The following is a 26,247-nucleotide window of genomic DNA, read 5'->3' on the forward strand; positions in this document are numbered from 1 at the left end:
GGACGTAGGTACCTCGGCGTGAGCAGGACGCGGAAGCGGGGTTATCGACAAGATTCTCTCGCCTCAAAATAGATCACTTAATTAAGCGAATTGATATAACAAGCAAACTCGTAATATAAAAAATCATAAGGATAAGATGATGTTCGAAGCTCTACTTTCTGTGGCAATTACAACTGCGGTGTTGCTTGGCTCACCAGGGCCTGCGCCGCTAGCACTTGCGGCAGCTGGCGCCAGCCAAGGTGTGAAAAAAGGTTTCCCGTTCTTAGCTGGTATTTTGGCGGGATTGTTAGTAGCAGTGATTTGTGCGGCTACGGGAGTGGCTGGATTGCTGGTAAGTCAGCCTCAGGTGACGCTCGTGCTAAAGTGGCTTGCAGCGGCCTACTTAATTTACGTCGCCTATAAAATTGCAGCAAACAACTCGGCGCTTGGTAAAACTGGCGCACAGCTACCTAGCTTTAAAGATGGGTTTATTCTTAACCTCCTTAACCCCAAAGCTTACGCGGCTTGTATCGCTATTTTTGCAACTGCTTCAGTGCCTGCAAGTTCAAATCTAGTTGCTACTTTGCTTGCTGCCAGTATTTGCTATGTGGTGGCGATAGTGGTCGACACAATGTGGCTGGCATTAGGTGGTGTGATTTTTAAAACATTGAAAGATGAGACCGTGCTAAAGCGTGTTCGATATGGTTTTTCATTAACGTTAGTACTGCTGGTACTGTATGGGTTATTTTTTGCGTAGAAAGTATTAATACTCATATGACATGATTCAAACATGGAATAACAACTGGCGCGCCCAAGCTGTTATTCCTTATTGTGCTAAATGGAATCGTGTTCAGCACGCCTGCACAGGTTAGTCAAAGGTAAGCACAACTCTTCCGTTAATCTCGCTGTTAAGCATATCATCGAATATATCATTGATTTGCTCAAGTGGTTTGGTTTCAATAATGGCCTTTACTTTGCCCTCAGCGGCAAACTGTAAGCATTCAGTGAGATCTTGACGGGTACCAACGATACTACCAACTACACTGATACCTTTAAGTACAGTATCAAAAATCGGGATTGGCATTTCTTCAGGTGGTAAGCCAACTAAAACGCATGTACCTCCACGCTTTACGCTGTTAAATGATGTCGTAAAGGCTGGCTTTGAGACCGCGGTACAAATTACGGCTTGGACGCCGCCAAGTTGCTTTTGCATCTTTTGTGCGGGGTCATGGTGTTGAAAGTCGATACATAAATCAGCGCCAAGCTCCTTTGCAAGCGCTAACTTTGATTCACCGGTGTCCACTGCAACTACATTTAGCCCCATGGCTTTGGCATATTGCACAGCTAAGTGACCGAGGCCACCAACACCAATAATAGCCACCCACTCTCCCGGTTTGGCTTGTGATACTTTTAACGCTTTATAGGTAGTGACACCCGCACAAAACAATGGCGCAGCATCAACAAACGATAGGCCTGCTGGAATTTTTATGACGTAGTTTGCGTCAGCTTTGCAAAATTGAGCATATCCGCCATCCACAGAGTAACCACTATTTAGTTGATCTGGACATAAGTTTTCATCGCCTTTGAGGCAGTGCTCGCAGTGACCACAGGCACTATGCAGCCAAGGTATGCCGACTCTATCTCCAATGGCCAGATGTTTGACATCGTCAGCTTTTGCGATAATCGTACCAACCCCCTCATGACCGGGTACTAGTGGTAATTTTGGTTTTACCGGCCAATCACCGTGACACGCATGTAAGTCTGTATGGCAGACACCGCAGGCGGCAATTTCTACAATGACCGACCCTTGGGTGAGCTCAGGCTTTTCAACTTCTTGAATTTCTAGTGGCTGTTTAAATTGATGCACTAACGCAGCTTTCATCATGTTGCTCCTTGATTGGGTGGCTAAATATAGTTAATCTGAGTTGCTGACAATACCAAGTTAAATCCCAAAACAGTATGTTGTGTAACTTTCTGCAAGCCTCAGAGTACTCAGTTTAACAGCAGTTGCAGCGCCATCATTGATCAGAAACAAAAACAGAGTTGATCTAAAAAACAATATAAGAAAAGGGTCAAAGATACTGTAAAGTAGTGTTTTAGTGCTTTAATAATGTATCTGAGCGTACTTCAAGGAAAACAATGGAACTTCAAGAATTTAAGCGGGATTTGCTGAATAGCATTTTTGCCGCGAACAAACATACTGCAAATTTAAGTGTGTTATTTCAAGCATTCACTCAAGTTCTAGGTGAACTGACAGGCATTGAAACTGAGTTTGATATGAATGATTGGAGTAATGTAAACACCGAGTTTGGCGTTGCGATTTCCCCTGTGCAAGCAGCTAAATGCACTCAAGAACAATTGCGAAGCCTTGTCTTTATGCAGGGGGTAAAAGCTGCGATAGAAGACAAGCTAAACCAAGGCTTACCTGAAGTACGTATTTTATACGCAGGTACAGGCCCCTATGCAACCTTGCTTGTTCCTTTACTCGCTATGCTCCCCGACTTACCAGTTCGAGCAACATTACTCGACATACATAAAGAGAATGTTTCAGCAGTACAGCAACTTATTGATAAGCTGGATGTTGTACATTGCATTGATGAAGTGGTGTGCACCGATGCACTAAAATGGCAGCCAAGAGATGCAGATAAATTCGATATTATTATTTCGGAAACGATGACGGCCCTCCTAAAAAGGGAGCCACAAGTATGGATCTTTAAGCATTTATTCCCATATTTGCAAGAAGATGGCGTGTTGATCCCCGAGTCGATAGCGCTTTTTGCCACATTAAAAAGAAGCGATGCTGAGGTTCAAGTCGGTGAGTTTTTTAATTTGCAGCGCGCAACCGTTAAAAAATTAAGTGAAGGAGATAGCTCGGTATTGACTGGAACGTTAACGATCCCTGAGGAGTATGAGCCAGGCGACGGCTTTAAGTTGAATACGCATATTACTGTGTATAAAGAGCACATGCTCGGTGAGCATGAGAGTAGTCTTAACGTTCCTTTTACTATTCCATGTGAAGCTACGAATTTATCAGTTGGTGCAGAAGTGAAGTACCAGTACTGTAATAACAGCTCACCTGAGTTCATATTTGATTTCCCCAAACCTCCCAAGTTTATACAAACTCAACAAATAGCTCCTTTAGACGAAAAGAGTGCGCTGGGATTGGTTGGGCTCTTAAGCATGTTTCAACACTCGCAACTAAAAAAACATAGGAAATCCATAGAAATGCCTGAAGCAGTTTGGGTGTGTCTGCAAACGCTGTGTGATGAGCTTAATATATCGCTTCAAAATTACCTAGCAACGCTTTATCAATCAGCGAGCATTGATACACTTGAAGCTTGGTTGGTGACGCAAGATACGAGATTGAACAATGCGGATTTTATCAATGATCTGAATGCGAAATTGCTTAAGTAATGGTTATATGCACGGCTCAATGACGGTGGCACAGGTTTGATGTGCCTCGTCGTATCAAGGGGAAATAAGAGAAGTTAACTAACTATCCTAAATTCAGGTTAAAGAAGATGATAAAGCTAGTACCAAGTGAGTTTGTAGAATTGGCAATTTTATGTGAAATGGAAAGCGCGCAGGAAAATACAGAGTTTATTTTGAGTAGTACACTGACGGCTCATCAACAATTGTTTATTGAGCCTAATGTCTATTATTTGAATATACAGGACGGAGATGAGATAGTTGGTTTTATACTTTTGGCTGCTGAACCAGATAAAAATAGCGTCGAATTTCGCCGTATTGTTGTTAGCAAAAAAGGAATGGGTATTGGGCAAAAAGCGCTGCAGCTGATGGAAGCGTATGTATTAGTTGAATTACAGATGGTACGTATTTGGTTGGATGTGTTTGCCAAAAATAAGCGAGCATTACACATTTATCAAAAACAAGGGTACAGTCAATTTGATTCACTACAACACAATAATAAAACTTTACTATTATTAGAAAAGGATCTTGTCAAATAGTACACTCGAGGTATCGATTTTAGGGATGTTTTAGGAACCTTTGATGGCAAATTTAAATGATTACTTTGTCCACTCCCCTTGCGTAAGGCAGTGCTGTTTGGACGATAACGATGTGTGTGTTGGCTGTTTTAGGACACTGCAAGAAATCACCAGCTGGAGTCGCTTTAGCGAAGACGAAAAGCGAGAAGTCATTGTTAACTGCACAAAGCGAATGCACACATCAGAAACTAAAACACACCACCCATCTAAGCGCTAACCATCCTATTGCAAAAAAGTGAACGCAGTAGTAAGTGATAACAGCTGCTAAAGAACAAGTTATACCAATTTTCTTAATTAAGTGGTCTATTTTGAGGCGAGAAAATCTTGTCGATAACCCCGCTACCGCGTCCTGCTATCGCCAAGGTACCTACGTCCTGTAGGCAAGGCAAAATTTTGCTATTTAGTTGTTCTAAATAAGAAATTTTTAACGCAGTTAGCGTTAGATTTACTCCTTCAAATTGAGCAAATATTAAGTCAAATTGGTATTATTATCCCTAGTTTAGGTTAATGCTCAAGCTTTCCAAGTCATTGCAAGCATTGCTCGTCAGTTACACCACCAATCATTTTTGAATTACAGCACTGATGCTCCGGATTTTTGCTTCCCGCTTTTTGAACTGTTCCAGTTTCGAGACAGGTTGTTTAATTACTGTGTCTCACTTTCGACACACCTGCTATCTTATTTTCTACTGAAATAGTTTATCGTATTGATTATTAATGAAAAAAATAATGGCCTGAAACTTGATTTATATCCTGTATTCTTAAAGAGGAGTACAGAGTATGGATATAAAACTAGCAAAAACTCAGCGCTTACCAATGACTAAACTGGTGTTGCTGGTTATTGCGCTACTTGTCGGAGGCTTGGTCGTTTTCACCAAAGCATATACGCAAAGCGCGTCGAATGTGGTTTTTCAAGATGAATTAATCGTCGCCAAAGTGCAGCAAGGAGAGTTTGAGCTGAGTGTGAAGGGGCTTGGTAGTTTAGTACTAGAGAAACGCCACTTGGTAACTAGTATCAGCGGAGGGAAAGTGGTTGAGGTCTTGGTAAAGCCTGGAGAAATGGTCACACAAGGGATGATAATTGCGCGACTAGAAAACCCTGCTTTACATCAAACATTGACTCAAAAACAAAGCTTGCTGAGCAAAACGGTAGCACAACACGAAGCTGAACTGGCTGAATTGCAAGCGAAAGTACAGCAAGCAAAAACGGCTCACTACGACGCTTTGTTGGCCTATAAAGCTGAAAAAGCCCAGTGGCAAGCACAAAAAACCTTGATAGACAAAGGTAACAGTACCATTTCCATGCTTGACCATCAGCGCAGCGAATTTGCAATGCAGCGCAGTCAAAAACAAGTTGAATTACAACAAACCAGCGTCGCTACTCAGCAAGCTGTGTTGCAAGCGAAAATGACCGCGCAGCAGGCCGAGCAAGCCAGTTTATATTCTGAAATTAAGCTGCTTAAAGAGAACATTACTGCGCTTAAAGTGCGTGCGCCCATCACAGGTCAAATTCAAGATGTATTTATTGAATTAGGCATGCAGCTAGCTAGCACCAGCTCAGTAGCTGAGGTCGCTGATCCCCGCTTACTAGTCGCTAAAATTAATGTCGCTGAATTAGATGCACCACAGGTACAAGTTGGGCAACAAGCGACGATAGACACCTACACCTCTCGTTTTGGTGCTGTTGTTAATCGTGTTTCTCCAAAGGTGGTAAATGGCCAAGTGGAGGTGGAGCTAAGCGTCACAAATACATTGCCAAGAGAAGCCAGAGACAAGCTCAATATTGAAGGCGTAATTGTGACCAGTCATCAATCAAACGCTACTTTTGTTGCCATGCCTGCCAATGCCGTGGCAAATAATCAAGCCAGTGTCTTTGTTGTTGATAAACATTTGGCGACGAAAAAAACAGTTAAATTTGGTCAGCGTTCGGTAAACTATATAGAAGTGCTTGAAGGCCTTAATAAAAATCAGACTATCATCATTTCCGATATGGAAAAATACACTCAAGATAGCCAAGTGCTAGTGCGTTAACAGGACATCATTATGAACTCAGTTATTCAACTCAACAACATCGAAAAGCGATTTCAAACAGACGAAATTGCAACGCAAGCGCTAGATGGTATTAATCTCGTAGTAGAGCCCGGCGAGTTTGTGGCTATCACGGGACCGTCAGGGTGCGGCAAGTCAACGTTACTGTCAATTTTGGGCTTGATTGATGAGCCAAGTAACGGCGAGTACTTTATCAGTGGTAACCAAGCGTTTAATTTAAGCTCGGACGAGCGTGCTCATATTCGTGCCAATCATATCGGTTTTATTTTTCAGGCCTTTAATCTTATCAGTGATTTAAACGTGCTCGAAAATGTCATGTTACCGTTGACTTATATCGGCGGCATTAGCCAAAAAGAAATGGAGCAAAAAGCCAAAGATGCTCTGTCGATGGTGGGATTAGAAAACCGCATCAATCATTTTCCTTCTCAGCTGTCAGGCGGACAGCAACAGCGTGTTGCGGTTGCAAGAGCCTTGATTAATTCACCTGATTTGATCCTTGCAGACGAGCCGACCGGTAATTTGGACTCACACAATGCACAGCAAGTGTTAGGGTTATTAAGCGAGCTTCATGCTGCTGGCAAAACGATTTGTATGGTAACGCATGATATCGAATCTACGACTTACGCTAGCCGTGTTATCTCTATGCTAGATGGCACAATTTTAAGAGACAAAAAGCAGCTTGAGCGCGCAAGCAAAGTCGTTGGAGCTTAGTATGGGATTACTTCTAGACTTTCGTTATGCACTGAGAAATATCGCCAAATCAATGCGCTTCACGTTATTGATGATGTTTATCATGGTTGGTAGTTTGACCATATCTTTGATTGGTTTTAACTATATTTATACGGTGGCCTTTTCACATAGCCAAGTGGGTAGTGGCAGCCCAGAAATCAGGATCTTTAAGGTTCGTAACCCTATCAGCATGCAAAATCGCTTTGAATACAGCATGCTGCCACAACTTCAAGAACTTGATGAAGTTAAACAACTTGAGGAGTGGCTTTATATTGCGCCAGCGAGTGTTTGGGTAAGTGACGCTGAGCGAGGCAATCATTATCGAGGCTCCTATGTTGATGAACGCTTTTTTCAGTTTCTGGATATTAAACCAGCACTTGGGCGATTTTATACTGCTGATGACTTTGTGGGAGCTGCCCAAAATGTGGTCGTGATTTCAGACTATCTCTGGTTGCATCTATTTCAAGGTAGCAAAGATGTTATAGGGCGCACGATGGTCGTTGACCAAAAGCCTTACGAGATTATCGGTGTGATGCCCAAACACAATAACTTCCCGATATTTTCTAAACTTTGGCTGCCTCTTAAGGGCAATAACACAGCACCTGCTGATGTCATCGATATTATTTATAAGATGCCAAATAAGACGGTAGAGACAAAGCTTGAGCAGCGTTTAAGTTTATTCTTCACTGATTATGCAAAGCAGCGCGTTAGTCAGTCAGCGCTTGAGGTAGATAAAGCTGTTCGTGTTGAATCTATGACCTTGGTGGAATACAACACCGATGGTGAAGCGGTATTTATATTTACCTTGTTTATGGCTGGTATCGTACTTATTTTGCTTATTTCCTCAATTAACATTGGTAACTTACTTTTTGCCAAAATCATTGAGAGACAAAAAGAGTCGGCTATTCGGGCCGCGATTGGCGCGAAAAAATTAAGGGTGGTTCAGCAGCATGCTTGCGAGGGCTTGGTCTACTGCGTTAGCAGTTGGGTTGTGGCGCTATTATTAACAGACCTCGGTTTGCGAGCGCTGAACTTTTTTATGAATATGATGTTTGGTGGCAAAATGCCGTACTGGTGGTATTGGCAGCTAAATGCAGTCACCATCTTGGTGTCACTACTGCTGATAAGCTTGGTATTTGCTATTGCAGTGCTGTTACCTGCGGTGAAAACCGCTAATTTTAACATCAATGATGTACTGCGAGACGGCACACGAGGTGCAACCGGAAAACAAGCGGGATTGATGTCAAAACGCCTACTGTCTTTGCAGGTGATCTTAGTGAGCTTTATGCTGATGGCATCGAGCACCATAGGCTATGTGATGTATTCTATGGCGGGGAATATTGACGGCGAAGCCCTCAAAGGGGTGTACTCAACTGAGTTGCAATTTCAAACAGAAAGCGAGTTTTCGAGTGATAAAGCGGTCGAAATGGCAAGCGCATTAGTCGTGGGAATGACATTGGATCCTGCATTCAAAGAAGGGCGCGTGTATCAACGTGAGATGGAGCTTGATGTGCTAACAAGTGAGGGCGAAGTGTATACCGATAAAATCATAAATATTGAAGCGGTATCTCATCTGTTTAAGCGCGAGTTGCAAAGCGGTAGGAACTTCACAGCACAAGACAACACAGAAGCTGCGCCCGTCGTGATCATTAGCCAGTCTCTCGCAGAGGCTCTGTTCGGCAGTGGGGAAGTATTGGGTCGCTCACTGATGTTACGTGATGCAAAATGGCCAAGCGCTAAAATAGTTGGTATTGCTGTGGATGAAATGAACGTTGTTGCCAGCGATCGTCGTCATGAAGTCTACTTTAGTTTTCATCAATATGCGCCAAAGGAAAATGCAATGGCGGTTAAGTTCATTACTGAGTTGCCGCCAAGCCAAAGTTACGAAGCCTTCTATCGCGTGTTAGGTAGGCTCTCAAGCAAGCTCGAAACCAGCTATATCTTTGATCACTACGACAACCACCGCTCTATGATGGGGGCTTTCACTAGTATCATTTATGTGTTTTTGATTGTCGGTGGGTTTGCATTGACGCTTTCTTTAATTGGTATTTACGCCATGGGGTTAAGTACGATAAATAAGTCTGGGCATGAAATAGGTATTCGCCGTACTTTAGGGGCAAAAGATGGTCAGATCATGTTGTTATTTATCAAGAAAAACCTTGCCCATACCTTAACTGGGTTGATGATTTCTGCATCAATTTTCTATATCTTGTGTTATCTTGCGGTAGACTTTTTCCGTGGTGTTGTGCCATTCAGCGTAATGTTTGGCGCAGGTACAGTGACTTTGTTGCTGGTATTTGCGGCGGTGTGCTTTGCGTTATACGTACCGGTGAAGCGCTGCATAAAAGTCCAACCTGCGGTTAGCTTAAGAATGGAATAATAATGTGAAAAAGGTGCTCATAGTAGATGATTCGCTTGATATTCAAGCGAGTCTGAAGTTTTTACTTGAAGATGAAGGCTATACTTGCCATGGCGTCGTAACACCAGATGCAGCGTTTGATTATGTGAGTACGCAAGAAGTAGACTTGGTGTTATTGGATATGAACTTTACCCAAGATACGACCAGTGGTAAAGAAGGCCTTGCGGCAATCTCCCAATTGATGCAAATCGACCCACTTTTACCGATAGTAGTGATGACTGGCTGGGCGACGTTAGATCTCGCTGTGAATGCCCTCAAGCAAGGTGCAGCGGATTTCATCGAAAAACCTTGGGACGATGAGCGCCTTGCTCACAGCATAAAAGTACACATTGAGAAGCGTGCTGACAGACAAGACTTAGTACGCCTTTCCGCTGAAAATGAACGCCTTAAAAAGACTCAGCGGTCAATTAACTTTGTTACACAAAGCGAACACAAACAGCGAGTGCTCGCGCAACTGACGCAGTTAGCGCAAAGTGAGATGAATATTTTGCTCACTGGTGAAAATGGCACGGGAAAGAGCTATTACGCGCAGTATATACATGAGCATTCTCGACGCGCAGATGGCAGTTTTATCTCAATTAATATGGGGGCAGTGAGCGATGAGCTGTTTAATTCTGAATTATTCGGGCACAAAAAAGGCGCGTTCACAGATGCCAAAGAAGATAGGGTTGGGGCATTTACGCTCGCGAGTAACGGCTCATTATTTTTAGATGAAATTGCTAACTTGTCACTACGCTCGCAAGCAAAGCTGTTACAGGTTTTAGAGGAGAGAAAATACACTGCTGTTGGTAGCCACAAAGTTTTGGAAAATACGGCCAGAATCATATCGGCGACTAATAGCAAACTTCATGATGCTATCGCCAATCAAGCGTTTCGCCAAGACCTCTACTACCGACTCAATACGGTTGAAGTAGAAATACCGCCGTTAAGATCATGTCCTGAAGATATTTTGCCACTAGCAGAACGCTTTTTATCCCAGTTTAGTCATAATTATAAAAAACCACTCGCAAGCTTAATGCCTTGTGCAGTCAAAGCGCTTAATCAATATGAGTTTTTGGGTAATGTAAGAGAATTAAAACACATGATGGAACGGGTTGTGTTCACGTGTGCAAACGCTAAAGTTTTTGCCAGTGACTTGGCACTCAATAACGCCTCAGACCAGTCGCTTCACTCAACAACAAAAAGTACGTCAGTTATACCCGAGAATCACGATTTAACGCTGGATGAAATTGTAGAGCAGGCACTGTTTAGCCGCTTAGCGTTTCATGGTGGTAATGTTTCAAAAGCAGCCAAAAGTCTTGGTTTGTCTCGTAGTGCTTGGTATCGCAAAATGGATAAATACGAATAGGAGCCGACTTAAGTGTTTTATCGATTTGGACATTGGCTACTCAATGCGTTACTACTTGTTATCGTAAATGTGCTGCTCATGATCCATCATTACCCAATAACATTGATTGTACTTGTTGATTTGATATTTATAGCGTGCGGTGTTTTATTGGCTTATCACTTTGGTTCAACGAGACAGCATACCATAAATTTGATAGACACGTTGCTGATATCGCTCCGCCAAGGTGATTATGCCCTAAGGGCTGTACACGCAAAAGATAGACAATTGCATTCAACTGTTGAGCATGTAAATGCACTAGCACAAACTATGCAAGCTGATCAGCGGGCGCTTGCAGAGCACAGCGACCTGCTAAAGCAAATTATTGAAAAGATTGACTGTGCGCTCATTGTATTTGACAGTCAAAAAGTGGCATTCGCTAACAGCTACGCAGAGCGAACGTTTCTAGATTGCTATAAAGACGACGTATCTGGTTGGTTTCAATCATTACAAGCAGAGCGAAAACAAGGAAAAGTCTCTGTCATGCTAAGTGGTGTAGAACATGCTTTTTTACTCGAACATGATAGCTGCTACATCGCGAATAAGCCCCATACCTTACTGGTGCTAAAGCAACTCGATAGTATTTTATATCAACAAGAAAAGGATGCCTTACAGCGCTTTGTTCGTATTTTAAGCCATGAAATCAATAATACCTTGGCGCCAATTGGTACGGTAGCACGTAGCCTCACCAAACGCTTAAATGGAGATATTGATATTGATAGATTTAGCAGTGGACTTGCACTTATTAACGAGCGTGCCAGTTACTTAAAGGCTTTTATGGGAAATTATGCTGCTCTTGCTAAGCTTCCTCCTGCACATACACAAATCATCAACGTAAGTGAGTTTTGCGCGCAACTGCAAAGCGCATATCCTCAGCTACAAGTAAAAAATACAACTGAGCAATTTGGTTTTTTTGACCCTAGCCAAATTAAACAAGTGCTTTGCCACCTTATAAATAACGCTTTAGAAGCTTGTACGCCGCCACCCGAAGTCGCTCTCAGTATTATTCCTGACTCAGACAAATTGGTGTTTACGGTGACAGACACAGGTCCTGGTTTTTCCAACCTAAATGAAGCTGCTGAAGCATTTTATACCACCAAAGCCGATGGCAATGGCATAGGCTTGATGCTCTCTCGCATTATTATTGAAAACCACAGTGGACAGCTTAAACTGGGCAATAACCCAAGCGGTGGCGCAAAAGTCAGTTTTTGTGTAGAGCGGGGTGGAGATTGAGTGATAAGTCGAACCCCCGAAATTCAAAAACAGGAGCATGCGCAACGTTATTTCAATATGTTTGATAGTGCTTAGGGGAAGGTATTTACTATGTGTGCTTGGTGTTCTCAGCAGGTATATTGATTAGCTAAATTTAGTATGACCTAAAATATATAAATCAGTTTAGAACTATTGATATAGTTGTGCTCAAGGGGGTAATAACAATAGCTTTTATTAAATTAAATAACTTTAATAAAAGAGGAAGTTAAAACTATTAGTAACCTTTTTTAAAGTGATGAAAACTAAAAAGCTCTTTAGAAAGAGTGTAACCAAAACAGGGTTTTGCTGCTTAGTACTAGCTTTAGCCCGAGAATATAGGCTATATGATTATGCTAATAAAGGAAAGAGATGGAATTTAAGAGTGGCATTATAATATGGGGTTTTATTGTTTTTTCCCCACTGGCACATGCTGATATCAGTTATATTGATAAAAATCATATATTGAATACGCTTACAGATAACATTGAGCAACAATATGTTGAAGTAAAAAAGATAGATAAAATTTCAGATGCTCTTACCGTGCTGAAAACAAGTTCTGAATTTACTAGCAGTCAGTCACAAGAACAATTTGCCTCGTTACTAACCGCAGAATTGCAAAAGTTTGACAAGCACTTTACTGTACAATGGCAAAACCCTAATAAAAGCCAGAATAATAAAACAAAGCGTGAACCCTGGTTTACCAAATTAAGTCGGAAGAATTCAGGCTTTAATCGAGTTGAAGTACTCGATGGCAATATAGGTTATGTTGACTTTTGGGGATTTGCTGAGTTATCGAAAAATTCAAAAAGTGTAGTAGAAAGTGTTATGGGGTTTGTATCAAATGCAGATGCCCTTATATTTGACCTTCGTAATAACGGGGGCGGCAGCGCTGAAATGGTGCAGTTTATTAGTAGTTATTTTTTAAAGCCAAACACCCACTTCAATAGCATTTATTCGCGCGTGACTGACTCTACCCGTGAATACCGTACTTTTGCTAATGTTAACGGTTCAATTCATCTGGACACTCCCATTTACATACTCACGAGTAATGACACGTTTTCCGCAGCAGAGGAGTTTGCTTATAACTTAAAACACCTAGAGCGGGCTACATTGGTTGGGGAAAGAACGAAAGGTGGCGCAAATCCTTGGCAGTTTTATGAACTAGGAAGTGGCTTTAGAGCTGGTATTCCTATAGCAAAGGCCATTAATCCAAAAACGAAAACAAACTGGGAAGCGATTGGCGTTAAACCTCATATTGAAATACCACAGACTAACGCCCTAGATGTGGCGTATAAAATGGCGCTTAATGAAGTTAAAAAGTCAGTAAGTGATGAGCACCAAATCAAAGATATTAACGACAAGCTTGAGGAGTTATCAAATAGCTTACCACTCAAAGAAAAGTGAAAAAGCACCTTTTAATAATAACGCCAAGTTATACCCATTACGAATAGGATTTTATTACACTCAATGAAATCGTATTTATTTTGGTGTTTTAATAGCCTAAAAAACTCGTGTTTAGGCCAAAGGTACAACCATTGGTGTGTATCGATTTAGAGTGGGTGTCAGCTATCATCAGCTATTATCAATTATCAGTAACCCATTATGATATCTTAACGTTTTAGAGCAAACACTTGAGCTTTGGGGCTGGAGGTACACTAACCGAAGAGCAGCTCACGCGAAGTTACAAGCGCTTGAAGCGTTAATGTTAGAAATAATATCTACAAACAGAAATCAAACGGAGCTTAATTATAACCTTTATAGCGAATAGCACTTGATAGTTTTTTTCTATAAAACCCTTTGTGAATGTTATATTTTCCGACATGTTCGCCTTTATTCAGCACGCTGGGAGAGAGAACTTTTATTCCCAGATAAATATGGAGTCAATCCTTGCAAACGCAATATAAGTTTACAGTATTTGGTATATTAGCGGTATTGGTATGGAGTGCAGTACTGCATGTTATGCGTATCGTTAGTGAAGATTTTGGTGCAATTGGGGGGGCTACCTTAATCTATTCAGTGGCAGCGATATTTCTCGTGCTGTTTTTAGGCTTTCCAAAGATGAAAAGTTACCCAAAATCTTATGTGATTTTTGGTGGGGTATTGTTTGTTGCATATGAACTTTGTTTGTCTTTATCTCTGGGCTTTGCAAACTCTAGAACACAGTCTGCCCAAGTCCTCATTGTAAACTATTTATGGCCACTATTTACCATCCTAGGCGCGATAATTAGCCGAAGTAACAGTGCGAACACTGTGCTTCTGTTTTGCGGTAGCATACTTGCTTTTACAGGTGTTTATATGGTGGTTTCGGGCGATACTAGTTTATCTATCGAGAGTTTAGTAAGCAGTATTGTAAGCAATCCCATGGCTTTTGGCCTTGCTTTTGGGGGCGCAATTATTTGGGCTGTCTATTGTAATCTCACCAAAATGTTGTCAAATGGTCAGAATGCAATTACTTTGTTCTTCATCTTTACAGCGATAACGCTGTGGGTTAAATGGTGTTTAATTGAACAAGGCTTGCAATCTAACTTTTCGTTTTACAAAGTATGCTTGTTAGTCGTGGCTGGTGGTGGCATGGCTTTAGGCTACGCACTGTGGAACAAGGCTATAATTGGTGGCAATATGATCTTACTTGCTGTCATTTCTTATTTTACTCCAGTATTTTCCGGTATATTCGCCTCGTGGATATTAGGCATTTCGCTAACAACAGGGTTTTGGGTTGGGGTTATCGCAGTTACACTCGGTTCATTACTCTGTTGGCAGTCAACACGTGCAAGCGTAAACAATAACAATGTAGCAGTGAGCGATGCTTGAGCAGAAGCCTTTTTATGAACTCGTTGACAAAACAACCATTGCGTCTGTTCACTTCAAGTTCTTACCCATTACGGAAAAACATTTGATACTATGGCTCCTATATAGGGTTAGCACGCAGTTAACCCTACACTTATCGAAAGCCCTAATGGAAAAGTTTAACGCTTTTACTGTAATAATCTTTGTGCTTCTTTGGACACTAATTTTTTACCGCAAACAATAAGGAAATGAGTATAAGTATGGAAGCAAAGATTGTTGATGGTTTATTTGTCCTAAAGGTTTTTGTATTCACTTTAGCTATTAGCATATTCTTTAGTGTACAAGCACAAGCACAAGCACAGGCTAGCAAGTCGCATTCAGTAGTTGATGGTAATGAAATCTCAGAGGTGAAGGGGAGGAGAACAAAGGAAGACTTCGAAGGCCTGAGAACCTATGTTGATGACTGGGTTGATAAAGCCATGGTGCAACACAACCTGCCAGGAGTTGCGGTTTCGATTGTCAAAGATGGGGAAATTATCTTGCTCAAGGGTTACGGGTTTGCCAATGTAGCAAGCCAAACCAAGGTTGATCCCAATGCAACTTTGTTTCGCATTGGCTCTATTACCAAAACAATGACGGCTCTTGCGGTAATGCAGCTGGTGGAACAGGGAAAGCTATCTCTAGATACTGATATCAATGAATACCTAAGCGAATTTAAAATACCAGATACTTTTGCGCCTATTACAATACGTGCCTTATTAAGTCATCGGGCGGGTTTTGAAGAAGCGGATGCTGGTCACTTATTCGTGGAAGACCCGTCACAAATTATTAGTATAGAGCAGTACCTCGCAACATATATGCCCAAAAGAGTTTGGCCGCCGGGTGTCAATGTATCCTATTCTAATTATGGCTTTGCTTTACTAGGCTATCTGGTCGAGTTGCAGTCGGGTATGGATTTGGCGACTTACATGGAGCAACATATTTTTTCTAAGTTGGGTATGGAAAATACAACATTACGAGAACCTGTAAACGCAAGAGCTGCCTTTACAGCAATGAAGTCCGACCTACAGCAGCAGCTTGCAGCAGGGTATTTTAAAGATAGAAAAGGGAATAATACTGCCAAATCTTTTGAGTTTATTGGGCATGCAGGCGGTGCAGGGGCTGTTTCTACAACCGCCAATGATATGGCACGTTATATGTCAGTGCTAATGAATGATAACAACCTTTTAGTTCAGCCAGTTACCCAAAAAGCAATGTCACATCGATTATACGATGATAGACCACTGGCAACAGGGATTGCCCATGGTATGTTTGATGGCAAGCTTAGAGGTTACAAGGTGCGCTATCATTCGGGGGCGACCCATACGTTTGCTGCCAATATGGTAATGTTCCCTGAAATTCAGTTAGGCATTTTCATTTCAACTAATGTATCGGGAAGAGGGGGACACGTTGTTGAGACCTTACCTACCGCAATACTTAACAAATACTATCGAAATAAGCCGATAAGCCAGACTAAAGTGTCGCGATCAAGTCCCCCTCTGCAAACAAATATATATGCACAAGTTTTAAAACAGCAAGTTAGCCAACCTAACCTTGAAGATTATACGGGAACATTTTTGAGTACTCGTCGTTCATATACCCAGCTAGAGAAGCTAGCTGCGTTGCATGCGTCGGTAAGCGTTGCTATTGAAGGGCAACAAAGGTTAGTCATGATAGTGGCTGGAGGTAAAATAAAACTAAAACATCTTGAAGGAGACACCTTCCAAGCTGAATCTCAAAATACACCTACTTTTTACTTTTATCGCGATGATACAGGAAATATAGCGCGTTTTTCAGCGAGTATGTGGTCTGGCGATTATGAGCGGGTGGGCTTTTTGCAAAGTCCATTTTACTTCAATTTAGTGTTGGCAATTGCTTCTTTGCTATCGTTATTGACCTTGTTACTGTGTATTGTTCGAGTTCGTCAAGGCAAAAGGCTAGTGACATTCGAAAAGTTGGCATGCTGTAGCTCAACAATGATAATTGTGGCTACGGTGGGCTTTACATTAATGAATGTAGGCATTGTCTATGATGAATACAAATTTAACATAAATTTTCCGACAATTGAGGTAAAAATTCTGCTGTCTTTAGTGTTAGCAATTGTTTTAACGACCTTTATGAAAGTAATAAAGCTTCCATTGATGATAAGTATGAATGAGTTACACTGGCTTTTTAAAATACATTATGTGATGTGTGCACTCAGTTATCTAAGCGTTATTCACGCGTTTTGGGTTTGGAACGCGGTAGGGTTTAATTACTTTGGCTAAATTTTTGCGTCGTGTTTTGCCACTCTGGGTTAGTACTACCCTAAGGAAGCTGTAATCATTACTTATGAATGACCTGTTCTTAAAAGATAGTGAGTTATTGCATTACTGAGAAAAATCTCAGGTTAAATATAACAAGGAATTGGACTTGATAGAGAAAAAACGGAATATAGTGATCGTTGGTGCAAGCCGAGGGATTGGATTAGCCGTTGCCGAATTTTACGCAGCAAAAGGAGAGTGTATAATCTCGGTATCACGGACACGTTCAAGTGTAGGCCATTGGATTGAGGCAGATATCTCAACACTTGAGGGTATTAGAAAAGTAATAGATGAGATATCAGATAAGGCAATTGATGCGCTTTTATATATGGGAGGGATCTGGGAATCTTCTGCATTTACAGAAGAGTATGATTTTGAGAAAACCTCATTTACTGAAACTCAAAGTATAATAAATGTAAATCAGCTTGCTCCGATCGAGCTGGTAAAAGGGTTACTAGCAAACCTCCGTAGAGCCAAAAATCCGCGAGCAATTTTTATGGGAGCAACTTCTGGCCTTGAGCTGTCGACGACCTCTGAAGTTGCATACTCTGCCTCTAAATTTGGGTTGCGTGGCGCAGTTCATTCCCTTCGAGTGGGGTATAAAAATGAAGGTATCGGTTTTACGACTGTGAACCCTGGCTATGTAGGGACAGATGAAGTGTTAAATGATATTGAGTCAGGAGAATCTATAGGTCTAATTCCGATACCGATGGAAGATGTTATAAGAGCTGTAGATTTTGTGATGCAATCATCTAGAAATACAGATATCGGCGATATCGTGTTGACACAAAAGTTTGGGCGTTCACCTGCTGTCAATCATTAGCATATTACTACACTGACATTGGGCCTAGAATCATTACTTAATCTATAGTTTGGAGTAGGAACGAGCTCGTCGTTGCCTTTAAATCACATTTTCATTTTATTGGCATAATTGCACGAGATAGTTATGTCAAAATTACTCGAGAATTCAGCCGCTAACTTTGGCTAGAAAGTGTGATATGGGTTACATTTACAGCAATAAGGATATGAATATTATGTATAAGGTTGGTATTGTTTTGTTTGATGACTTCACCGATGTAGACTTCTTTCTGATGTACGACTTACTTGGTCGCACAGTGGATAGCTGGACGGTGAGTATACTGGGAACTAAGTCTGAACATCATTCTCACCTTGGCATAGAAGTCAAAACTGATGGACATATTTCAGAGGTGATAAATCAAGATGTGGTGCTTATCACTAGTGGTAAACGCGGTATTCCAGCAGTTTTGCAAGATACAGAGTTTATGTCAGCGTTGGATCTTAACCCAAACACACAGTTAATTGGCTCAATTTGTGCAGGTTCATTTGTTCTTCATGAACTTGGTTTGCTAAAAGGTAAGCCATTAACAACCAATCCTGATGCAAAAGCTGCGCTTGAAAGCATTGGAGGAGACGTTCAAGACCAACCTCTTGTAGTGCAAGGGAATATAGCAACTGCTGGTGGTTGTCTTTCACTGATGTATTTAATCGGTTGGCTGGCTGAGCGATTATTTGACTCAAACAAACGAAAAGCCCTACAAAATCAATTAATACCCGCAGGGCAGTCTGAGCTGTTTGAAACGCTCATTTCTAAAACCATTAAACAAGCAGAGCTGTAAAGCTCACATGGTAAATATAAGAGTGAATAAATAGCGACGGAGAGTAATACCAATTTGACTTAACACTTGCTCAATTTGAAGGAGTAAATCTGACGCTAACAGTGTTAAAAATTTATTATTTAGAACAACTAAATAGCAAAATTTTTGCCTTGCCCACACGAATGTAGGTACTTTGGCGATAGCAGGACGCGGTAGCGGGGTTATCGACAAGATTTTCTCGCCTCAAAATAGGCTACTTAATTAAGAGAACTGTTATAACAAATTAGTTAGCGCAACCACTGTAATTTTAGTGCTCCTATCTGACTCGGCAAAGCGTTGTTATGTGTGCCCACTTTTTCCCCTCTCTATCAAAATGAAGCAGCGTTATTTGGCTGTTTTTATTTTGTATTTTTGATCTTTTCTACAATTTTTAACGGCAATATAGCTATAAATAATATTTTATTTATGACAGTTGCTTTACTTATTTTTTGGTAACAGACAGGCTGAATAGAATCAATTATTTTAGGGTTTAGTTGTTTTACTTTTTCAACTCTATGAAAAGTATAGATAACTTTTTATTTGTTGATGATTAATTACGATGTCTATATTGAAAATCACAATTTGTGTTTGATGTGTAACAGCGTTTGCAATACGTACCTTTTGTGATAATAATAAGTTAAGAAAGTGATTTATTTGCTTCTTTGTAGGTGCTGCGGTGTTAAATGTAGCGCATGTGATAATAAACAATAATAATAAGACGCTATGAAAGAAAAAGTGCTATTTTTTATATGTGGTCTGGTGGTGGGTTATGTCGCACTATCCATATCAGGAACTCAATTTGGCCATAACCCCGCTGAAACCGCTACTCATTCTGAAATGAATAACGACAGTACTAATAGTCAGTTAGACCAGTTGTTAAATGAAAATGCAAATTTAAAAGCCCAAATTAATACGCTAAAAAGTCAGGTTCACACTTTGTTAAAAAGTGATGCTCTGGATGTTGGTACTTCTTCAAGTACTGCGACTGTGCAACATATCAATGATAAAGAAGAAGCTAGTGCGGCTAATCCATTCGACAATTCACAACAGCAAAATCAAACAAATCAAAAAGATATTTTTAATGCAATAGCGAACCATAGTGTATTACCAGTGTCTCGCAACCTCTCACATCAACTAGCGCTTGATGAGTCGGTAAGCACTCAGCTTGAGCAACTGTTGCAAGAAAAAGCGCAAAAAGATTACCTTGCATGGCAAGGAGCAAGCGAGGGTGAACAGCTACCCAAAGCGCAAGTTAATGCGCAGTTAACTGAAAATGCTCACGAATATACTGAAGCACTTCAAGAGCTACTTTCTGAAGAGCAGCTAAATAAATATATCGAGTTTGAGCACCAACAAGCAAAGATTGCTATGGAACAAAGGCAACGTACGCTCCAGCAAACTTTGGGCAGTGTAGAGCTTGATGACTTTCAGAAACAAGAGGTTACTAGGTTGTCAAAAGAGCTTTATTCATTAGGTGAAATTGGAGTTGGTAACGTTGGTAGTCCATATGGTACGAACTACATTTCAATTAACTATGAAAAACTAAACGAATTAAAAGATCTGTTTACCGAAGAGCAACGTGCAAAACTGGGTATGTAATGCAATATGCTTGATAAATTATATGTTCGATTAGGTTAAAACTATTTTAAATGTATACCTCTCTACCCTATTTTAGGATGGTTGATTTTATCTTTTTAAATTTGATCAACTTAAAACATTAAGTCAGAAGTTATATCTGATTATATAAAATAAAAACAATTAAGGAAAAATATGAAATCAATATACACAATCGCAGCCGCTGCGATGACTATAATCGCAGGTTCTGCTGAAGCTTACCGCGATGAGTGCCCAACAGGTGGATACTGGGAAGAGGTAGTAAGAAATGTTCGTGTATGTGACACAAGGCAAGAAACCTATACTGTGACACATAAAACATGTAACTATAATGGGGTTCTGCATCTTGGTCACTTATGGGAGCAACCTAATAGCTATTTGTCACCAACAAAATTTGTCTGGGACACACAGCATGCAATATCAACTTGTCCTGCTACTAACTATAGGACTGAGTCAGTGACCTATTGGTATAACAATTCATGGGGTGGTCAGTCTATGGGGCAGGCAAATTATACCGGTTGGTTGCACTTATTGTCAGAGAGTTCATACACAACAGAACATACACGTACGGTTGAAACAAATTGCCGTACTGAGCAGCGCACAACTCGCGTATTCCGTTGTGGCTTTGAGCCGTAGTTGCATGAGCTAATTCGGTAGATAGTGGGTAGAGGCTTTAAATTAAACCCCTACCCACATTTTTTTGATGAACAAAAATCTCAGGTGAAATTACAAACTGTAATGAAAGCCAATGGCAATACCATCGTCTTCGGTTTGCGACATTTGCGCTTCTTGCGCTGCATTTGTACTTGAGAAGTCACTAAAATCTTTACGTGCTTCTATGTATAAAATGGTGTCCTCACTCATTAGATAGTGCATACCAAGTACCGCAAATTGACGCTTAAACACGTCGTTTGGATCAGCATTAAAATTAGGTTGAATGACGTAGTCATTACCGGCATCAAACACGTTGTATGCAATAAAAGCACGGATGTCATTGTCAAAACGATAACTAATTAACGACTCCACTCCAACCGCATCTTTGATTAAACGTCCTAAATTGTCAGTATCGTGATTTTCATTCTTGTTGATATTTGCCGCACCGTACCAGCCGGGTTGAGAAAAGTTACCGTAGGTGATCCCAACGCCATAAATTAAATCTTCAACCGACTGGTTTCTGCCACCGGCATAGACAATATCAAATTCGCCTCGGTTAACACCCGCTGTGAGCATTAAATTCTCAGTTGCCGAGTAAGTGAGAGCTGCTCCATAGGTCGAGTTAAACTCTACCTTTTGTGCTGCATTATTACCCTGGTTAAACAAAGCTTCACATTCGTTAAGTGAAATATCCACGACGTCACAGGTATAAAAGTCATCAGACTTTAATTGCGCTTGAACAGCGAAACTGAATTTACCATAGCTGTTACGGTATTGTAGTACTTTATCACCACGGCCAGTACCATTTATAGCACCATCATCTTTATTGTATGTATAAACACCAGCTGCATTGCCATCCCACACTAAGCTATAGTTTGTGCTATAGACTACGTCGTACCAAGCACCCCATTGTTTACCCAAGGTGATTTGACCATAATCTTCATGCTTAACGCCTACGTAGCCTAATCTATTGTATAAGAACTCGTCTTGTATGGATTCAAAACGGTTGTTATAAACAATATCACTACTTCCTACAGGATTAACTCCCCATTCCAGAAGCGCAAAAGCTTGCCAGTTATTTTTTAACTGGCGTTTGAAATCAAAGTTAATGCGTGATGCGCCATTTACCAGTTCACTTTCGCCTTGTGTATGAATAATCCTAGCATCGATAAAGCCACCGACAGTGACGCTGTTTTGCTCATCTTTATATAGCTCGATAGCAGATACGGTTGGAATTGTAGTCAAGCTCGCGATAAGCATCGCCGCACGTGTTCTTTTCATAGATTACCTTGTTAAATTTTGTAACTGGATAGGTGCAAATAGGCTAAAACGCGTAGCTTATCAAAGGCAAAATATAGAGAAAAGTGGAAAAATATAATTAAAATAATTTGGTTTGAGGAAAAATTATTCCTTTTTGCTTTATTGTTCCTAATTATCAATTAGTTAATGCAAAATGCCTGGGCTGGTCGGATATGTGGTTATTCTATACTTTTACTTTAAGTTTGATCCTAGATGATGAAAGAAAGTTGTTACTCACACATTTTTGCTGTCACCTGAAACAGCAAAAGTAGATATGTTTTGCGAAATTGGAAGACCTTTGATGGGGAGTAGCGTTACTGGTGTGATATCTGAGTATTAAATTTGTTTTGGCGTTAAAGTTCTTGCTACTCTAACGTCTTACCAGAATGAAGAAGGCTTTATTTTAGTATTAATTAAACATTAAAAAGGATAGTAAATGAAAATTCAAGCGCATATAGGGACACTCGATATTTTGGGTCATTTGATACTCTGGTTTGTTCTGATCCTGATTACATTCGGCATCGGAGCATTCTTTTTCCCGTACTCATTTTCCAAATTTATCATCAACCGCTCAGAGTTAATTGATGAGCAGGGAAGGTCGAGAAAGATGATTTGCCATACTGACTTATTTGGCAATTTAGGCCACGTTATTTTATGGATAATTATCTCAATTATTACCTTTGGAATTGGCTATGTCTTTTATTTTTACAAGGTTTGGAATTATTCGTTGAATAACACTTCTGTTGAGCACTAATAAACTTGAAGCGCTATAAGAAATGAGCTCAGCGCCTTAAATCTATTTTTAATAAGCACCCACCAAGCGCTGAATTGGCCAGCGATTGGTGGTAATGCCTGTTTACCTCAATACTTGTTCAAAATGAAACTTATAATCGAGCTGTACTCGATCAATATCAATATCAATATTGCTGATGCCCTAGGATCTGCAAGGTGAACCAGTAGAGCGTGCTCAATCGATTTATAGTTTCATCTTTTGGACAAGTAAATAGTACTTACTTTTTGTATTTTTCAAACCAAGCCAAAGTGTGTTCAATCTTACTGATCATCCGAGAGGGACGACCGGCTATTCCATGCGGTGCCCCTGGAATTTTCACCATGACAGAGTCGACTTTACGTAGCTTAAGTGCTTGATAGAATTGCTCAGTTTCAGCCATTGGTGTACGTAAATCTTCTTCACCAGTCATTAGCATAGTAGGGGTGGTTACATTGCCAACGAGCGAAAGTGGTGAGCGTTGCCAATAATGGTCTACATGTTCCCACGGCATACCCGGAAATTGCGTGGGGATCTGGCCCAGGCCACTGTCAGCACTAAGCACTTTACTGAGCCAGTTGATCACAGGTTTGACTACAACTGCTGCGTTAAAGCGATTCGTCAGACCTATCGCGTACGCTGTTGCGATACCGCCAGCAGAGCCACCAGCAATAAACAGGTTGTCTTTGTCAATAAATCCTTTTGCAATCATGGCATCAACGCCAGAGTTATGATCGGCAAAATCTTCTTTTGAGCTGTATTTGTATTTTAGCAGCATAGCAAAACGCTCGCCGTAAGAGCTACTGCCTCTGTGGTTGTCGTAAAATACGACATACCCTTGCGCAGCGTAACGCTGTAATTCTGCGGAAAAATGAGGGCCATAAGCTAAATGCGGACCACCGTGGATCTCTAGCAGTAAAGGGTATTGTTTTTGCGGATCAAAGTTGGGAGGCGTGATATACCAGCCTTGAATTTGTTCTCCATCGAATGATGATTTATAAGTGATTTCATGCACTTTACCAAGGGTGGTGTGTGCCAGCAGATCCTCATTTAAATTTGTTAACCGTGTTACTTTACCCTTTCTTGTGGTGACGGCAACATCCGCAGGACGCTCACTGGAACCTTGCGTAAATGCAATATTACCATTGAAATTCGCACTAAACTCACCACTCAAATACGGGCGACCCAGCGTTGTACCAGACACTGTATCGGTGATGTCGCTAATTTTACCTTTTGTGTTGGTGCTCGCGAGCTTTCGCTTGCCATGGTCATCATAACTAAAAACAAGCCTGTCTCTGCTGATCCATGTTGGAGCTTGTATTGAGCGGTCAAAGTCTTTTGCAATCATATTGGAAGTTTTATCCTTCCAATTCATGATGTTAAGCTTACTATTACGGTAAGGGTTTAACTCGTTTGATGTACTGAGATAAGCCAACTGTTTACCATTTTTGGAAAAGCTAGGGGCATATTCACGACCAGGATCCGAGGTAAGCTGCGTGATATTTCGCTTAAAATCAACTTCGAATAGGTCACCTTCTAGACGCTTATATTCCCAGTCTGCGATGCGGTTTGCCGAAAACACAATTGCTTTAGAGTCTGCTCGCCAAGCCAGCTTTCCACCGTGATGATAGTTTCCTGAGGTTAGTTGACGCGGTGTACCGCCTTCGCTTGGAAGTACAAAAATATGGCGATACCCAGGTTTTATTAAACCTTTACCGTCAGCTTGATAATAAGCTTTATCAATGACAATAGCTGGATCTGACCACTTTGCACCTTTTGGCTTTTCTGGCATTTTAGCAATGACAGCAGGTTTTTCTGCAACTTTTTGGCTAAAAGCTAGCCACTTTCCGTCAGGTGACCAAGTTAACCCACTTATTCCCGATTGCAGTTGCGTTAGCAGTGCTGTGCGGTTTTGTGCAACGTAATGGACATGGATTTGAGTGCTGCCAGATAGGTTGCTGACAAACGCTAATTTAGTACCGTCAGGCGACCAGCTAGGCTGGCTATAATTATGTTCATCGGAAAATAGCGGTGACTGAGCGCCTGATTTGGTGTCCACTAGCCATAAGTTTTGGCGCTTAGCGTCTTTCATCACGTCGTTGCTGTTACGCACGTATACCACTTTTGTTCCGTCAGGTGATATTTGTGGGTCGCTGGCATATTCCAGTTCAAAAATGTCTTTAGCCTGTAATCCTACTTCAGTCTGCGCGACTGTTGGTAATGCAGCGCTAGCCAGTAAAGTGCAAATAAGCGTCTGTTTTAATCCAAAAGGCATATCGCCACCTATAATTTAATTTTTATAAAGAATATATAGTTATGCAGCTAAAACCTTATGTCACTCAATACTCGATAGAATGAAATAAAAACTCGACGTGTTAACGGTAATAGCAATGGTAGTGACTAAATCTTGAGGAGTAATTTAAGCGAGCTGCTGCGCTATCAATTCATGTGGCTGTGAGAGACTAGGCTCTGTATAACCATTAAGCTGCTGTAAAAACGAACTTACGAGGTAAACAGACTGAAGAAGAAATAAACAAATTTATTGTTCTAAACATGACTGTCCAACCGTTCGTTTTACTATGATCTCTGTGTTAGTCTGCTATTGGCATAATGATGACGTAAAGCTGTCGCATAAATGACATCACTAACACAAGGATTTCTCCCGATAATAGTTAATATCGCTTTGTACCGGAGAAAGTAATTATGGATATGAAATTAGATAATGCAAAAATAAAACAACTGAGAGAGTCTAAAGCTTGGAGCCAAGCACATTTAGCTGCCGTGAGTGGAATTAGCTTAAGAACAATTCAGCGAATAGAAAAGACAGGCAGTGCTTCTCCTGAGTCGGTTAAATCTCTATGTGCGACCTTCGGTATCCAAATTAAAGAAATAGCCATTGCTGACAACCATCAAGTTGAGCGTCCAAGCTGTCATGTAAAAGCTGGTCATGAGAAGCAACCTAATAAGGTAACTACCAAAGTGATGAATAAAAAAGCCATGATGGCTTCATGTGTGCTCGCATTTGCGATCGCGTTTCTACTGACTGCCTAGCGTTTACCAGCCAAAGTGGCGGTAAGGGTGAGCTAACAATCTTTGCTTTATGTGGTGTAGCGCTATTGTAAGTATGTTGGTTCACACGGAGAATGAGCACAGATAGTTGTTCTGTAATTATAAGTTGCGCCACAATCATTCCTTGACGGCGGCACATAAGCTTGAATTTATCTTATCGCTGGCGCGATGATCAACGTTACGTCTTATACCAATTTGACTTAATACTTGCTCAATCTGAAGGCGTAAATCTGACGCTAACAG

General features: G+C 40.9%; 21 protein-coding genes. 18 read left to right on the forward strand and 3 right to left on the reverse strand.

Features of this window, described 5'->3' with window-relative positions:
• Nucleotides 1-136 precede the first annotated feature (136 nt).
• Nucleotides 137-736, forward strand: a complete 600-nt coding sequence (locus D9603_RS03560) for a LysE family translocator (protein ID WP_241651567.1) — start codon at nt 137-139, stop codon at nt 734-736.
• A 111-nt stretch (nt 737-847) separates the two neighbouring features.
• On the opposite strand, the gene adhP is transcribed toward D9603_RS03560, so the two are convergent.
• Entirely contained in the window at nt 848-1,861 is a 1,014-nt protein-coding gene (adhP, locus tag D9603_RS03565) for an alcohol dehydrogenase AdhP (protein ID WP_128730200.1), read from the reverse strand.
• 257 nt (nt 1,862-2,118) lie between these two features.
• Here adhP and D9603_RS03570 point away from each other — a divergent pair, with 257 nt between their 5' ends.
• The 15 genes from D9603_RS03570 to D9603_RS03645 all read left to right on the forward strand — a co-directional run bounded on the left by D9603_RS03570 (nt 2,119) and on the right by D9603_RS03645 (nt 20,849).
• The gene (locus tag D9603_RS03570) at nt 2,119-3,393 is read left to right on the forward strand and encodes a phytanoyl-CoA dioxygenase (RefSeq protein WP_128730166.1); all 1,275 of its coding nucleotides are present in this window, start codon (nt 2,119-2,121) and stop codon (nt 3,391-3,393) included.
• Nucleotides 3,394-3,500: 107 nt separating this feature from the next.
• Nucleotides 3,501-3,947 (forward strand): GNAT family N-acetyltransferase, encoded by a 447-nt coding sequence (locus tag D9603_RS03575; protein ID WP_128730168.1) that lies wholly within the window; start codon nt 3,501-3,503, stop codon nt 3,945-3,947.
• A 43-nt stretch (nt 3,948-3,990) separates the two neighbouring features.
• On the forward strand, nt 3,991-4,203 hold the full coding sequence (locus D9603_RS03580) for a DUF1289 domain-containing protein (RefSeq protein ID WP_125252626.1): 213 nt from the start codon (nt 3,991-3,993) through the stop codon (nt 4,201-4,203).
• 560 nt (nt 4,204-4,763) lie between these two features.
• Nucleotides 4,764-6,014: an HlyD family efflux transporter periplasmic adaptor subunit gene (locus tag D9603_RS03585; RefSeq protein ID WP_128730170.1), complete on the forward strand. Its 1,251-nt coding sequence runs from the start codon at nt 4,764-4,766 to the stop codon at nt 6,012-6,014.
• 12 nt (nt 6,015-6,026) lie between these two features.
• The gene (locus tag D9603_RS03590; RefSeq protein ID WP_128730172.1) at nt 6,027-6,743 is read left to right on the forward strand and encodes an ABC transporter ATP-binding protein; all 717 of its coding nucleotides are present in this window, start codon (nt 6,027-6,029) and stop codon (nt 6,741-6,743) included.
• Between the two features lies 1 nt (nt 6,744).
• Nucleotides 6,745-9,141, forward strand: a complete 2,397-nt coding sequence (locus D9603_RS03595) for an ABC transporter permease (protein ID WP_128730174.1) — start codon at nt 6,745-6,747, stop codon at nt 9,139-9,141.
• 4 nt (nt 9,142-9,145) lie between these two features.
• Nucleotides 9,146-10,528, forward strand: coding sequence for a sigma-54 dependent transcriptional regulator (locus D9603_RS03600; protein ID WP_128730176.1), 1,383 nt, complete (start codon nt 9,146-9,148; stop codon nt 10,526-10,528).
• Nucleotides 10,529-10,540: 12 nt separating this feature from the next.
• Nucleotides 10,541-11,797 carry a HAMP domain-containing sensor histidine kinase gene (locus D9603_RS03605; protein WP_128730178.1) on the forward strand — a complete coding sequence of 419 codons (1,257 nt, stop codon included), beginning with the start codon at nt 10,541-10,543 and terminating at the stop codon, nt 11,795-11,797.
• Between the two features lie 387 nt (nt 11,798-12,184).
• A complete protein-coding gene (locus D9603_RS03610) occupies nt 12,185-13,219 on the forward strand; it encodes a S41 family peptidase (protein WP_128730180.1) in 1,035 nt (344 codons plus the stop codon).
• Nucleotides 13,220-13,702: 483 nt separating this feature from the next.
• The gene (gene yddG / locus D9603_RS03615) at nt 13,703-14,626 is read left to right on the forward strand and encodes an aromatic amino acid DMT transporter YddG (RefSeq protein ID WP_128730182.1); all 924 of its coding nucleotides are present in this window, start codon (nt 13,703-13,705) and stop codon (nt 14,624-14,626) included.
• Between the two features lie 236 nt (nt 14,627-14,862).
• On the forward strand, nt 14,863-16,908 hold the full coding sequence (locus D9603_RS03620) for a serine hydrolase domain-containing protein (RefSeq protein WP_128730184.1): 2,046 nt from the start codon (nt 14,863-14,865) through the stop codon (nt 16,906-16,908).
• A 145-nt stretch (nt 16,909-17,053) separates the two neighbouring features.
• On the forward strand, nt 17,054-17,767 hold the full coding sequence (locus D9603_RS03625; protein WP_206644484.1) for an SDR family oxidoreductase: 714 nt from the start codon (nt 17,054-17,056) through the stop codon (nt 17,765-17,767).
• 202 nt (nt 17,768-17,969) lie between these two features.
• Nucleotides 17,970-18,581, forward strand: coding sequence for a DJ-1/PfpI family protein (locus D9603_RS03630; protein ID WP_241651568.1), 612 nt, complete (start codon nt 17,970-17,972; stop codon nt 18,579-18,581).
• A 741-nt stretch (nt 18,582-19,322) separates the two neighbouring features.
• Complete coding sequence (locus D9603_RS03640; RefSeq protein WP_128730187.1) at nt 19,323-20,198, forward strand: hypothetical protein; 876 nt, start codon at nt 19,323-19,325, stop codon at nt 20,196-20,198.
• 171 nt (nt 20,199-20,369) lie between these two features.
• A complete protein-coding gene (locus D9603_RS03645) occupies nt 20,370-20,849 on the forward strand; it encodes a hypothetical protein (RefSeq protein WP_128730189.1) in 480 nt (159 codons plus the stop codon).
• 90 nt (nt 20,850-20,939) lie between these two features.
• Here D9603_RS03645 and D9603_RS03650 read toward each other — a convergent pair whose 3' ends face one another.
• The gene (locus D9603_RS03650; RefSeq protein ID WP_128730191.1) at nt 20,940-22,148 is read right to left on the reverse strand and encodes a porin; all 1,209 of its coding nucleotides are present in this window, start codon (nt 22,146-22,148) and stop codon (nt 20,940-20,942) included.
• Between the two features lie 454 nt (nt 22,149-22,602).
• On the opposite strand from D9603_RS03650, the gene D9603_RS03655 reads away from it, so the two are divergent.
• Nucleotides 22,603-22,920, forward strand: a complete 318-nt coding sequence (locus D9603_RS03655) for a DUF6693 family protein (protein ID WP_128730193.1) — start codon at nt 22,603-22,605, stop codon at nt 22,918-22,920.
• A 256-nt stretch (nt 22,921-23,176) separates the two neighbouring features.
• Here the strand turns inward: D9603_RS03655 and D9603_RS03660 are convergent, their stop codons facing one another.
• Entirely contained in the window at nt 23,177-25,210 is a 2,034-nt protein-coding gene (locus D9603_RS03660; protein WP_128730195.1) for a S9 family peptidase, read from the reverse strand.
• Nucleotides 25,211-25,638: 428 nt separating this feature from the next.
• On the opposite strand from D9603_RS03660, the gene D9603_RS03665 reads away from it, so the two are divergent.
• Entirely contained in the window at nt 25,639-25,986 is a 348-nt protein-coding gene (locus D9603_RS03665; RefSeq protein WP_128730197.1) for a helix-turn-helix transcriptional regulator, read from the forward strand.
• Nucleotides 25,987-26,247: the final 261 nt, after the last annotated feature.

The sequence above is a fragment of the Pseudoalteromonas sp. PS5 genome (assembly GCF_004103255.1).
In the GTDB taxonomy this organism is placed as follows: domain Bacteria; phylum Pseudomonadota; class Gammaproteobacteria; order Enterobacterales; family Alteromonadaceae; genus Pseudoalteromonas; species Pseudoalteromonas peptidolytica.